This is a genomic window from Novosphingobium sp. (assembly GCF_036733805.1).
Lineage (GTDB): Bacteria > Pseudomonadota > Alphaproteobacteria > Sphingomonadales > Sphingomonadaceae > Novosphingobium.
The window spans coordinates 19,829-32,843 of sequence record NZ_DAIMZT010000016.1 but is presented as its reverse complement, the minus strand read 5'-3'; the positions used below and the strand labels follow the sequence as shown (position 1 = coordinate 32,843).

Here is a 13,015-nt window from a genome sequence, read left to right as displayed (position 1 = left end):
CGGCAGTGCCAACGACTCATTGCGGGGCAAGCCTGCATACTCCATATGTTCCGCCATGGCCGAACTCATTATCCGCCGTGGACTTGAAGAACCCGATACCTCGGGCGCCTTCGTCCCCCACAAGCCGTTGCGTCCGGAAAAATCCCTCCCCGGCAAGCAGTTCCGGATCGTGTCGGACTATCACCCTGCCGGCGATCAACCTACCGCGATCACCGAACTGGTCGCCGCAGCACGCGAGGGAGAAAAGACGCAAGTGCTGCTGGGCGTCACCGGCTCCGGCAAGACCTTCACGATGGCGAAAGTGATCGAGGAACTGCAACGCCCTGCCCTGATCCTGGCGCCAAACAAGATCCTGGCCGCGCAGCTTTATGGTGAGTTCAAGGATTTCTTCCCGGAAAACGCGGTCGAGTATTTCGTCTCCTACTACGACTATTACCAGCCAGAAGCTTATGTGCCCCGGTCGGACACCTACATCGAGAAGGAAAGCTCGGTGAACGAGGCGATCGACCGCATGCGCCACTCAGCCACGCGGGCGCTGCTTGAGCGGGATGACGTAATTATCGTCGCCTCCGTCTCGTGCCTCTACGGCATCGGCTCGGTCGAGACATATTCGGCAATGATCTTCGACCTGAAAGTGGGCGAAACACAAGACCAGCGGGAGATCATCCGCAAGCTGGTCGCGCTGCAGTACAAGCGCAACGATGCCGCTTTCGCCCGCGGCAACTTCCGCGTACGGGGCGACAACCTGGAGATTTTTCCCAGCCACTACGAGGACATGGCATGGCGCATCTCGTTCTTCGGCGACGAGATCGAGGAGATCGCCGAGTTCGATCCGCTTACGGGCAGGAAGGGTTCGACGCTGGACAAAGTGCGGGTCTATGCCAATTCCCATTACGTCACCCCCGGCCCCACAATGAAGCAGGCGAGCGAGGCGATCCGCTTCGAATTGCAGGAACGGCTCAAGGAACTGGAAGCGGAAGGGCGGCTCCTGGAAGCGCAGCGGTTGGAACAGCGTACCAACTTCGACCTTGAAATGATCGCCGCCACCGGGTCATGCAACGGCATCGAAAACTACAGCCGCTTTCTCACCGGACGTCTGCCGGGAGAGCCGCCACCGACGCTCTTCGAATATCTGCCGGACAATGCTCTCCTCTTCGTTGATGAAAGCCATCAGACCGTGCCGCAGATCGGCGCGATGGCGCGGGGCGACCATCGGCGCAAGCTTACCCTCGCCGAATACGGCTTTCGCCTGCCGAGCTGCATCGACAATCGCCCACTGCGTTTCAACGAATGGGACGCGATGCGCCCACAGACTTTTGCCGTATCAGCCACACCGGGCGGCTGGGAAATGGAGCAGACGGGCGGCGTCTTTGCCGAGCAGGTGATCCGACCCACCGGCCTGATCGACCCGCCGGTGACGATCCGCCCGGTCGAGGACCAGGTGCAGGACAGCATAAACGAGTGCAAGGAAACGGCGGCGAAGGGCTATCGCACCCTCATCACCACCCTCACCAAACGCATGGCGGAGGACCTGACCGAGTTCATGCACGAGGCAGGGGTACGGGTGCGCTACATGCACAGCGATGTCGAGACGCTGGAGCGCATCGAACTGATCCGCGACTTGCGCATGGGCGTCTATGACGTGCTGGTGGGCATCAACCTGCTGCGCGAGGGGCTGGATATTCCCGAATGCGGCCTTGTCTGCATTCTCGATGCCGACAAGGAGGGCTTCCTGCGCAGCGAGACCTCCCTCATCCAGACCATCGGCCGGGCCGCGCGCAACGTAGACGGGCGAGTTATCCTCTACGCGGACCGCATGACCGGATCTATGGAACGGGCGATTGCCGAAACCGATCGGCGGCGCGAAAAGCAGATGGCCTTCAATGAGGCCAATGGCATCACCCCTCAATCGATCAAGCGTCGCATCGCCGACATCGTCGCCGACACCGCCAGCCGCGACGGCGTGGTGATCGAGCTGGAGGACGACGACCGCAACAACCTCGTCGGCCACAACCTGCGCGCCTACATCGAAGACCTGGAAAAACGCATGCGTGCGGCGGCCGCGGACCTGGAGTTCGAGGAAGCGGGAAGGCTACGCGACGAGATCAGGCGCTTGGAGGCAACCGAACTGGGCCTGCCGGATGCGGAGCACAAGGCGCCCAAGGTCGGGCGGAGCAACGAGGGCAAGCCGGGCACGCGCAAGATGCGGTTCGGGAAGACGCAGCGGAAGTGGGGACGGTGATGCTTGCGGAATTTTACGAAATATGCTAGCAGCGTCATGGATGGAGCGCGGACAAATGGCCACTATAACTGCCCGCAATGTGAATGACGCGCATTATGCGATCTTGTGCGAAGGTGCAGCCGAACATGGGCATTCAGTCTCAGAAGAACTGCGACAGTTGATTGCGGACTACGCTCGTGCACGCCGGACAAACAAGCGCGTGACCGAACTCAGGGAGCTGCGCAGAAGATATCCGATCCGATTAGCACCTGATGAGAACTCCGTATCCCTCATTAGGGCGATACGGGATGATGAATGATCGTCGTCGACGCCAGTGTGGCGGTGAAATGGTTCGTTCCGGAAATCCTTTCCGTTGCGGCCGAACGCCTTCTCATCGAACGACCGGGTGAGTTGATCGCTCCGGACTTTTTCGCGATCGAGGTATGTGCCGCGCTGGTGCGCGAAGCCAATCGAGACAAAGCCAACAGACACGGGGCCGAAGCCGCCTTGGTTACATTCGACGAAATGCTTCAGGACGAAGAAGTCCGGCTTCACCAAACGACTTTGCCCCACCTCTTCAAAGGCGCCGGAATTGCAATCAGCATCGGTCATCCTCTGAAAGACTGCATCTACTTGGCGTTGGCGATGGAACGCGAATGTCCGCTGGTGACGGCAGACGTCAAATTTGCTGAGAAAGCGACTCAGGTTTGGGCAGCAGTAAAGATTTTGGGGGAATGACAGAGTCTGAGATCATCCTCAGCGCTTGCCCGTCAAAGCCCTTACGCCTCACAACTTCCCGAACTTCGCCTCATATCCCCCAGTATCGCCGCTCGCCAAAAACTTTGCCTGTTCAACCCAGCTATCTCGCCGCGGGCGGCCGGCGAAGGAACCTAGCTTGGTGTCGAGTTCGTCGAGATCGGCGTCAGTCCAGCTTGCGATCTGTTGATAGCGCGTGATCCCCAACGAATGCAGCAGGGTGAGCATCTTGGGGCCGAGGCCCTTGATCTTGCGCAGGTCGTCAGCCTTGCCATTACCGGCATCCGACGCTTTCTTCGTCGAAGCAGGGGGCGCCGGGGTCTGCTGCGGCGGGAGATTGTCGACCTCCTCCTGCGCGGCGACGGCGATTAATTCACCGATCCCGGCCATCGTCCCCGCCATCGCCGGCGGATCGATGTGGACGGGCCCTTCAAATCTGGCTGCGGGCGGAGCGTCTATCAGCGTCTGGTTGCGCTGCGCGGGTGTGGCGCCTTCGTCCAGCACATCCGGCCGATAATCACGTCGAGCGGGTTTCGATCCATTCACGAATACCCAATATGCTACCAGGATGCCGATCAGCAGCGCGGCGACGAAGATCAGCCAGTTGGCCTGGACCATTTGCAGCACGAAACTATTCCTTCCCGTTGCTCAAAAGCCGGTCGATGCCGGAACCGTTCCTATAAGCCACTGGCGCTGACACGGCCATCTCAAGGCATAACGGCGCGAAGCGCTTTTCCCCCGTCACGCGGTCCGGCCCGTCATGCAGGCTTCGTCTTCTTGAATAACACGCGGTCCTCCGGACCGAACGCCTTCATCCAGATCACCCACATATAGGCCCCGAGGATCACCGGCACGCCGAAGGCCAGCTCAGCCCATTCGGGCAGATATCGCGTCGCCAAATAGCCTAATACGACCGCGGGCGCTGCCGCCCACACAAGCGCCCATCGCCAGTTGTTAACGGGATAACCAAGAAAATGGGCCAGCATCCGCGACTTGACGATCGACGCGAGGCCGAGTGAGATCATCAACGCGCCAGCGGCGGTTGCAGCCTGGTAAAGCGAGTTATAGCCCCAGTGCTGCATCCACAGGATGCCACCCAATGTCAGCGCCGCCTGCAGACCGATCGTCAGCAACGAGACGATGAGATTCTTAAAGCGCGCGACATAGATCAAAGCCGCTTCGCTGACGACAGCGGTGGCCGCGACCACTTCAGCGGCGAGCAAAAGCGCCAACGAGCCGGTGCCTCCCACGAACTGGCGGCCGACCAGGCCCATTACGCCTTCGCCGGGAATGGCCAGCGCCAGCGCGATGCCGGCCTGCGCGGCCGTGATCCAGAAGCCCACCTGGCAGACTTGGCGGGCGATCGCCGCGTAGTCCTTTTCCTTGAGATTGCGCGTGATGACCGGACCAAGCACCGGCTCAAAGCTCGTTTTAAGCTTCTGTGGCAGGCTGGCGACCTGCTGCGCGGCATAATAGACGCCGACTGCAGAGGGAGGCGCCAGGAACCCCAGCAGAAAGATGTCAACGCGCCGCGTGCCCCACTCAATCGCGTCGGCCAGTGCGATCGGTAGCGACCGCATCGCCAGTTTATGCATTTCCATCGCCCTGGGCCGCCAGTGCCGGGGCACGCCATATTCGCGGAAGAAAGGCACGAAAGCCGTCACTGCGGCGGCGACGATGGAAGAAATGTAAGCCAGCGACAGGCCGCTTTCCGGCGCGATCCAGATCATGGCGCCGGCCATGATGGAGATCGTCCAAGGCTCGACAATTGCGCGCGACCAGACGGTGGGGCTGACCCGCAAGCGATAGGCCAGCGCAGCCAGCCATATCTCCGTCAACGTCAGCGGCGGAATGGCCACGACCATCAATCGGTCAAGCTGCGTATACTTGCCGCCAGGAAACATCGGTTCGGGTACGAGGTAAAAGAACAAGGCGGCCGCGCAAGAAGCGATGACGGCCAGAATCGTTCCGTCCGCGATCACGTTAGCCGGGTGAACATGACCCTCGGATTCCGAAAGACGCTGAGCCAGGCCCCGCTTCTCGCCCAGCGTACAAAGCATGGACGTCAGCTCGATCACCACTAACGCCGAAGCGAAACGGCCAAGCGCCGCCGGGCCATAAACGGCTGCGCGCCCGGCGATGAACAGAAACGGGATGCGAGCGGCAAGGCGCAGGAAAAACCCGAAGAAGTTCGTCCGCCCGCCCCTGGCCAGCGCCGCGATGTCATCGCGTTGGCGAATTTCCTGGGCCAGTATTTCGGATGTCGAATAATCGCTCAAAGATGGGGCTCCTGCTCCGCGCGCAACGGGCGAGCGAGAAGCTCGGCCACCACGTCAGCGGCCGGGGACTTGCCCTCAAGCAGGCGGCAGACCGCTTCGACGATGGGCATCTGGACACCGTCGCGCCGGGCCAGCTCCGCCAGCACCGGCGCCGTGGCTGCGCCCTCCGCCACACTGTTCTTACCGGCCAGCGCTTCCGCGGCGGTCGCCCCCTGACCCAACGCCAAGCCGAGAGAAAAATTGCGGCTCGAGGCGGATGAGCAAGTGAGCACAAGGTCTCCCAGGCCGCACAGGCCAGACAGCGTTTCCGGCCGCGCGCCGCGGGCAAGGCCGAAACGTAGCATCTCGGCATAACCGCGCGCGATGAGGGCAGCGCGGGCATTCTGCCCAAGCTTCAGTCCTTCCACCACCCCGCATGCGATGGCGAGCACGTTCTTGACCGCGCCGCCGATCTCCGCCCCAATCACGTCATCGGAATAGTACGGGCGCAGCGCCGGACGAGCGATCACGGATGAAAGGCGATCCCACTGCATTTCTCCGCCCGAGCAGGCCAGCGTCACAGCCGTCGGCAGACCGGCGGCCACCTCATGCGCGAAGGTAGGGCCAGAAAGCACCGCGAGGCGCGCGGCGGGCGCGGCTTCGGCGGCGACATCGGCCATCAGACGTCCAGCACCCGCCTCGATCCCCTTGGCGCAAAGCACCAGGTCGCGTTCGCCGTCCGCCAGCCCATCGATCACGGAAGCAAGGAATTGCGCAGGCACGACCACCAGCAGCACCGGCAACGCGTCAAGATCAGCAAGATCCCCGGTCGCCCGAATGGTGTCGGCCAGTTCTGCCGCGGGCAGATAGAGGCCGTTACGGCGCTCTTCGTTGATCTGCGCGACGAGTTGCGGTTCACGCGCCCATAGTAGCACTTCGCTACCGTCGCTGGCGAGCGCCTGCGCCAATGCGGTGCCCCATGCGCCCGCGCCGATCACCCCCACTTGCGCACTCATGCCTTCACTCCCGCGCCGCGCACCGCCTCAGCCTGCGGGTCCAGCGGCCAGCGCGGGCGCGCGGCTACGTCCAGCGGGTCCGATTGGCCCATCCCGAGCCGTTCGACACCGGCCCAGGCGATCATTGCGGCATTGTCAGTACACAGCTCCAATGGCGGCGCGATGAACGCAAGACCTTGTTCGGCGGCAAGCGTCTCGAGGGCGGCACGGATAGCCTTGTTGGCCGCGACACCGCCGGCGACGACCAGCGCATTGACCGATCCCAGTCCGACAAAAGCGCGACGCAGACGGTCCATCAGGCAATCGATCGCCGCCTGCTGGAAGGATGCCGCGATATCGGCAACGGAGTAAGCAACTGCCGCCTGGTCCATGCTCTGCTTCGCCCGCAAGACTGCGCTCTTCAGACCGGCGAAAGAAAAGTGCGGCTCGGCGCTGCCCGCCAGCGGCCGCGGCAATGCCACCTTGCGCGCGTCTCCCTCCAGCGCCAGTCGTTCCAACGCGGGACCGCCGGGATAACCCAACCCCAACACTTTGGCCGACTTGTCGAAAGCCTCGCCCAGCGCATCGTCAATCGTCGTCGCCAGGCGGCGGAATCGGCCGACGCCCTCGACCAACAAAATCTGGCAATGGCCGCCGGAAACCAGCAGCAGCAGATAAGGATATTCGAGGCTCGCGTCCGCAAGGCGCGGGGAAAGCGCGTGACCTTCGAGATGGTTCACCGCGATCAGCGGCTTGCCGGTCGCCATAGCAAGCGCCTTGGCGGTGACGAGGCCGACCATCACACCGCCAATCAGGCCGGGCCCGGCCGTGGCTGCGATGGCATCCACCTGATCCAGCTTCATGCCGGCATCGATCAGCGTTCCCTCGATCAAGGGAGCAAGCCGTTCCGCGTGCGCGCGGGCGGCGATTTCCGGCACGACGCCGCCGTAAGGGCGATGCGCCTCATCCTGGGAAGCAATGCGCTGGGCCAGTATCGCCCGACCACTGGTCACGAGCGCCGCCGCCGTTTCGTCGCAGGAGGATTCTATGCCGAGAACGATCTTCATCCCGCCTTCCCCTGAACGACATTGGCGGGTAGCACAAGCAACCCATGGAAACGCAGACACATACCCGCAACCAGACTTTCCGCCTCGGCACCCGCCGCTCGCCGCTCGCCATGGCCCAGGCCGAAGAAGCGCGTGACAGGCTGGTGAAGGCGCATGGAATCGATCCGTCGCATATAGAGATCGTCGCCGTCACCGCCAGCGGCGATCGCATTCAAGACCGAGCGCTGGCCGAAATCGGTGGCAAGGCGCTCTGGACCAAGGAACTCGACGCCTGGCTGACGACCGGCGAGATCGACTTCGCGGTCCATTCCGCAAAGGATGTGGAAACGCTGAGACCCGATGATTTCGCCATCGGCGCCGTGCTTCCTCGAGAGGATGTGCGTGACGCGCTGGTCGGCGCGGAAAGCATCGCCGCGCTGCGCCAGGGCGCCGTGGTCGGAACCAGCGCCCCACGCCGCGCCGCGCAATTGCTGCATGCTCGCCCGGACTGCAAGGTCGTGACGTTCCGGGGCAATGTCGCCACGCGTCTGGCCAAGCTGGCGGCAGGCGAAGCCGACGCGACATTCCTGGCCGCTGCTGGACTGAAGCGTCTGGGCGAAAATGGAACCGGCCATCCGCTTGACGAGGAACACTGGCTGCCGGCGCCAGGACAGGCAGCAATCCTGATCGAATGCCGCGCTGACGATGCGCGCACACGCAGCTTCCTCAACGCCGTGGATCACGCACCGAGCCGGGCGGCGGTGCTAGCCGAGCGGGCGCTGTTGGCGGCGCTGGGCGGCAATTGCCACAGCCCGATCGCGGTACTGACGCGTCTCGCCGATGAAGAGCTTGTCATGCGCGCCGCGCTTTACAGCCCTGACGGCGCCGAACATGTCGAAGGCACGCTGCGCTTCGCCACGAACGACATGGGAGGGCCCGGCCGCCTCGCCGCCGATCTGCTCGCCCGCGCCGTACCTGCGATTGCCGATCATTTCGGCGGCCCCAATCATTGACGGTGAGCTTGCCGGTTCTTGTCCTGCGACCCGAGCCGGGCGCGGCGGCAACGGTGGACGCGGCGCGCACGATGGGGCTTGATGCCCGCGCGATGCCGCTTTTCGTCGTGCGCGGCATCTCCTGGCAGCCGGTGCCGCGAAAGCAGGTGGATGCGCTGTTGCTGGGAAGCGCCAATGCCTTGCGCCAGGGCGGAGATGCCCTTGCGCTCTACCACGGGATGCCCGCTTACGCCGTGGGCGTGAAGACAGCCGAAGCGGCGCGGGCAGTCGGGCTGGACGTGATCGCCACCGGTCAGGGCGGCCTGCAGCAGATGCTTGGCGCGCTTCGCCCTGAGCACCGCCGTCTGCTGCGCCTTGCGGGCCGCGAGCGGGTCGAGCTGGACGTGCCGGTGGGAATCACGATCCTGACCCGTGATGTCTATGCCAGCGAGCCGCTGCCACAACCTGCGGACTTTGCCCACACAATGACGCAACCGGCGCTGGTCCTGCTTCATTCGGGTGAGGCAGCCGCGCGTTTTGCGACGCTCTGCGATGAGACCTGCATAGCCCGTGACCGCGTGCTGGTCGCAGCGATCGCTCCGCGAGTAGCGACGCGTGCAGGAAAGGGTTGGGCAACCTTGCGCAGCGCGAAACAGCCCAACGACGCCGCATTGCTGGCCTTGGCCGCTGAGATGTGCGAAGAGGCTGGTTCGGGATCCCCTCTGCCGGAACAGGGCTGAAAAAGCTAAATGCAGGATTACACTTCGGCGCCGATCGCAACACCCCCCACACGTTCGGGCTCACGCACGATGACGCTGTTCATTGCGCTGGTAGCGTTCGTTCTGGGCGCGGCGATCGTCGCCTGGGCCGCATCGCGCGGGTATCTCTCCCAAATCCTGCCGGAAGAGGAAGGGACCGAAGCATCGGCGCTCGGCCCAGTCGAGGAGCCGACCGGCGATGGCGAACCCAGCGGAGCGGCTGCGGTGACGCCGCCTGCCGATCAGATGGCGGCTATCGGCACGGTCGAGGGGCGGGTGGCAATGCTTGAGGACAGGATTTCCCGCCTCGATTTCCAGAGCAGCGCTGCGTCAGGCAATGCCGCAAGGGCGGAGGGCCTGCTGATCGCCTTCGCCGCACGCCGCCTGATCGATCGCGGCGAACCGTTGGGCTACGTCACGGATCAGCTCCGCCTGCGCTTCATGAACGCGCAGCCGCACGCGGTTGAAACGGTCATCGCCTTCAGCAAGAACCCGGTTACCCTCGGCCAACTGAGCGCCCGCCTGGAAGCGCTTTCGCCGGATCTGGCGCAGGCCGATCATAATCAAAGCGCGTGGGAACGCGCACGTTACGAAATTGCCTCACTGTTCACGGTACATCGCGATTCCCCGGCCCTGGCCTCACCCTCTGCGCGGATTGCTCGGGCCAAGATCATGCTGATCGAGCAGAGAATCGACAATGCAATCAGTGACGTGAAGCGGCTGCCGGGCGCGGAAGCCGCCGATAAATGGATCGCTGACGCCCGCCGCTATCAGGAAGCGCAGCGGGCTCTCGATCTGCTGGAAACGACCGCGATGCTCGAACCGAGCCGGTTACAGGATGCCGGGGGGAACAAGGTCAATCAGCCGAGCCCGCTGGCGGCGCCGGCAACCGTCGAGATGGTCGCGCCCGAACCGGAGCAAGCGCCCTGACGCGGGCGCGGAATGGGGTCGGCCTCCACGGACAGGCGGAGTAGGCTTCCCTAACCCTGCAGCAGTTCCGGCAGCCTCCCCGACACGCCGCGTGCTTCATCCATGAAGAAACGCTTGAGGCGGGGCATGCGCTGCACCGCACCCATGCCCAGGCGGCGCACGGCACTGGGCAGGCGACCGGGCACCCCGAACAGACGGGTGAGGCCATCCGTCACCGACATGACCATGAAGGCATCGAGGCTGCGCCACTTCTCATAGCGCCCCAGCAACTGCGCATCGCCCGGTTCAAGGCCAAGACGCATGCCCTCGGTCAACACCTCTACCAGCGCGCCCACGTCGCGCAGGCCGAGGTTCAGGCCCTGCCCCGCGATCGGATGCATGCCATGCGCGGCATCGCCGATCACCGCGAGCCGCTGATCCACGACTTTGCCGGCATGATGAAAACGCAAAGGATAACTCATGCGCGGGGCAGCCAGTTCGATCCGGCCCAACACGCCATGCATCCGCGCCGCGACTTCATTCACGAACATCGCGTCATTCATGGCGATAACACCAGCTGCGTCCTTTTCTGCCACGGTCCAGACCAGCGCGCTGCGATGGCGACCTTGCGCATCGTCCAGCAGCGGCAGCAGCGCGAAAGGGCCGGCGGGATAGAAGATTTCCCAAGCAGTGTTGCCATGCGGCTTTTCGTGGAACAGCGCAGTCACCATTGCGCGATGCCGATAATCCCACTTGGCCATGGCGAAGCCGGCCTCATCGCGGGTGGGCGACTGGCGCCCTTCCGCCGCGACCAGCAGCGAAGCACGCAATACCCGGCCGTCGCTCAACTCCACTTCGACACCGTGGGGTCCGCGTTCACGGCGCATGGCCTCCATCCGCACATGCCAGGCGATCTTCGGTTCTTCCTTCGCCGCATCGAACAGCGCAAGGCGCAAGTCGCGATTGAAGAACATCCGGCCCAGTGAACCTTCCTCGGGCTTGGGCGCGAAGTCGATCCGGCCGGGCTTCATCTCGTCAGTAACCGCGATCGCGTCGATCGGACAGCCGAGGGGGGCGAGCCGATCCCCCAGCCCGATGTTGGCGAAGAGATTCCAACTGGCCGTAGAGATCGCCGAGGCCCGCCCATCCGCGCCTTCGGCCACGAGGTCAGCCGGATCGGCGCGGTCGATCACGTGGCTGGTGATCCCGGCCCTGGCGGCAGCCAGCGCCAGCGTCATGCCGACGAGGCCGCCGCCGAGGATAATCAGGTCGCGGGTCCCCCCCGCAGGCGATGCCGTGGTATCCGAGTCGCTCATCGAGCGCAGCTATCGGCCTCCGTGCCGTCAATGTCGAGACACCTGCCATCCCAGGTCCCTGCCGGTTCCTTCAGCCCGACCAGCGCGGCAAGGGTCGGCGCGATGTCCACCGTTTCGACCGGCTGTGGCATTTCCTCGTGGGCCAGGCCGTCGCGCCAAAACAGGATCGGTACGCGGCGGTCGTAGTCCCAGGGGCTGCCGTGCGTGGAGGCAAGACCGGGCACAGGTGCGGTGCCGGGCACCACGGCGCGCTTTGTCGCCATGACTACGTCGCCGGAACGCCGGGAATCGTACGAGGCGGCGAAGCGTTCCGCCAAGGTCCAGTCCTGCGGATCGCCGCTCGGCACGTTGACCGCCTTCAGTTCATCGGCGGTCCACGCACCCGCGACTTGCGGATTCGCCTTGAGGCGCGCGACCAGCGCGGCAATCACTGTCTTGCGCTGTTTGGGTGCGAGGCCCGGCGCCAGCCAAACATCACCCGAGCCGCCGGCGCCGTGAAACAGATCGCCCGATTTGGCGGCGATCCCGGTCTGCTGCGACACCGCTGCCGACAGCGCCTTTGCCGTGAGCGAGGGGTCGAGGCGAGCGGCAGCGGGATAGCCCTGCTGCTTCAGACGCTCGGGCGCGTCGATGCCGCCATGATCGGCGGAAAGCACGACAACATAGTCCAGCCCGCGCTTATCCAGCGCATCAAGCAGGCGGCCGATGCTCTGGTCGAGCTGCGCCATCTGGATGCACATCTCCACGCCTTCAGTTCCATAGGCATGGCCCACGTAGTCCGTCGCCGAAAAGCTGACCGAAAGCACATCCGGCGCATCGTCCTTGCCCAGCGGCATCTCATCCAGCAGATGAATCGCCATGTCGGCGGTGGCCGCATCTATGCGGGGGCTGCGACTGAAGCTCTTGAAATCGCCGGGCTTGAGCGCGAAACGATAAGTGCCGATTGAGAAGGCCCCCAGCGGCAGTGTCCGATCGAGCGCGGCGCACCAATCGGGCATCGGCAGGTCATCGGCGCCGGCCCCCACGCTCTGCGCCAGCGCGACATTCTCGGCCTGCGCCGCCTCTGACAGGGATCGCCCTGGATATGTGGCAAAGCCCTTGCCCTTGAACCAGTAAGCAGCGTCAGTGCTGTGGCCGCCCATCATCGCCACGGCGCGGTCCTTGGCGGAAACCGCAACGTTGAGGCTGGCAGGGTTCTTTCGCTTGAGCAGATCGCCCAGCGTCGGCGCGCGGAGATGTCCGGCGCTCACCACCGGATCATCGACAGTGCTGTTCGGGTTAGCCTCATCCTCGGCGCAATAGACATCGCGGCCGAGCGCAGCGTCATACCAGGTATTGGCGATCACACCGGTTCGGGATGGGTGAACGCCGGTCAAGAGCGTGGAATGGCCGGGGCATGTTTCTGTCGCGGCATGTGACTGAAAACCGGAAGGAAACACCGCACCCTGCAGCAGACGGGCAAAGCCGTGGCTGTAATGCTCCCGGTATTGCGCGAAGAGATCGGCGGAGAACTGATCGACCGAGATCGCGACGATAAGCCTTGGCGGCCTAACGGGAGCCCGGACCGGCGCCTGAGCAAGCGCGGGGGTGGACGCAGGAGTATCCTCGGCCGTCCCCGGAGCGGCCAGGGCGAGCGCGGCGGAAAAAGCAATGAGCGGGACGGCAAGGCGCATCGGGGAGGTTCCTTGAATTGTCAGCGCAATACGGGCAGATGCGTCGATGACGGGAACGCGCCGCACGCGCAAGAGCCGCCAAACGCACGGA

At 64.1% G+C, this 13,015-nt stretch carries 11 protein-coding genes; 5 read left to right on the top strand and 6 right to left on the bottom strand.

Translation table 11 applies throughout. From position 1 onward, the window contains the following. The first annotated feature begins 55 nt into the window (after positions 1-55). Together uvrB and V7D69_RS06000 are read left to right on the top strand one after the other, a co-directional pair. Positions 56-2,242 (top strand): excinuclease ABC subunit UvrB, encoded by a 2,187-nt coding sequence (uvrB, locus tag V7D69_RS06005; protein WP_333605342.1) that lies wholly within the window; start codon positions 56-58, stop codon positions 2,240-2,242. A 294-nt stretch (positions 2,243-2,536) separates the two neighbouring features. Beyond that, a complete protein-coding gene (locus tag V7D69_RS06000; RefSeq protein ID WP_333605341.1) occupies positions 2,537-2,959 on the top strand; it encodes a type II toxin-antitoxin system VapC family toxin in 423 nt (140 codons plus the stop codon). A gap of 48 nt (positions 2,960-3,007) precedes the next feature. Here V7D69_RS06000 and V7D69_RS05995 read toward each other — a convergent pair whose 3' ends face one another. The 4 genes from V7D69_RS05995 to tsaD all read right to left on the bottom strand — a co-directional run bounded on the left by V7D69_RS05995 (position 3,008) and on the right by tsaD (position 7,297). Then, on the bottom strand, positions 3,008-3,595 hold the full coding sequence (locus tag V7D69_RS05995) for a hypothetical protein (protein ID WP_333605349.1): 588 nt from the start codon (positions 3,593-3,595) through the stop codon (positions 3,008-3,010). A gap of 140 nt (positions 3,596-3,735) precedes the next feature. Continuing rightward, entirely contained in the window at positions 3,736-5,256 is a 1,521-nt protein-coding gene (locus V7D69_RS05990; RefSeq protein WP_324061135.1) for a lipopolysaccharide biosynthesis protein, read from the bottom strand. After that, positions 5,253-6,251 carry an NAD(P)H-dependent glycerol-3-phosphate dehydrogenase gene (locus V7D69_RS05985; protein WP_324061140.1) on the bottom strand — a complete coding sequence of 333 codons (999 nt, stop codon included), beginning with the start codon at positions 6,249-6,251 and terminating at the stop codon, positions 5,253-5,255. The genes V7D69_RS05990 and V7D69_RS05985 overlap by 4 nt, the downstream gene beginning before the upstream one ends. After that, positions 6,248-7,297, bottom strand: coding sequence for a tRNA (adenosine(37)-N6)-threonylcarbamoyltransferase complex transferase subunit TsaD (gene tsaD / locus V7D69_RS05980; protein ID WP_333605340.1), 1,050 nt, complete (start codon positions 7,295-7,297; stop codon positions 6,248-6,250). Before tsaD ends, V7D69_RS05985 begins: the two co-directional genes overlap by 4 nt. A gap of 44 nt (positions 7,298-7,341) precedes the next feature. On the opposite strand from tsaD, the gene hemC reads away from it, so the two are divergent. The 3 genes from hemC (at position 7,342) to V7D69_RS05965 (ending at position 9,956) form a co-directional block, all read left to right on the top strand. Next, entirely contained in the window at positions 7,342-8,289 is a 948-nt protein-coding gene (gene hemC / locus V7D69_RS05975; protein ID WP_333605339.1) for a hydroxymethylbilane synthase, read from the top strand. Between the two features lie 2 nt (positions 8,290-8,291). Further along, positions 8,292-9,008, top strand: coding sequence for a uroporphyrinogen-III synthase (locus tag V7D69_RS05970; RefSeq protein ID WP_333605338.1), 717 nt, complete (start codon positions 8,292-8,294; stop codon positions 9,006-9,008). A 69-nt stretch (positions 9,009-9,077) separates the two neighbouring features. Next, positions 9,078-9,956, top strand: a complete 879-nt coding sequence (locus tag V7D69_RS05965; RefSeq protein WP_324062624.1) for a hypothetical protein — start codon at positions 9,078-9,080, stop codon at positions 9,954-9,956. Between the two features lie 50 nt (positions 9,957-10,006). Here the strand turns inward: V7D69_RS05965 and V7D69_RS05960 are convergent, their stop codons facing one another. Both V7D69_RS05960 and V7D69_RS05955 read right to left on the bottom strand, forming a co-directional pair. Beyond that, positions 10,007-11,251, bottom strand: a complete 1,245-nt coding sequence (locus tag V7D69_RS05960) for a UbiH/UbiF/VisC/COQ6 family ubiquinone biosynthesis hydroxylase (protein WP_333605337.1) — start codon at positions 11,249-11,251, stop codon at positions 10,007-10,009. Beyond that, positions 11,248-12,924: an alkaline phosphatase family protein gene (locus V7D69_RS05955; protein WP_333605336.1), complete on the bottom strand. Its 1,677-nt coding sequence runs from the start codon at positions 12,922-12,924 to the stop codon at positions 11,248-11,250. The genes V7D69_RS05960 and V7D69_RS05955 overlap by 4 nt, the downstream gene beginning before the upstream one ends. Positions 12,925-13,015: the final 91 nt, after the last annotated feature.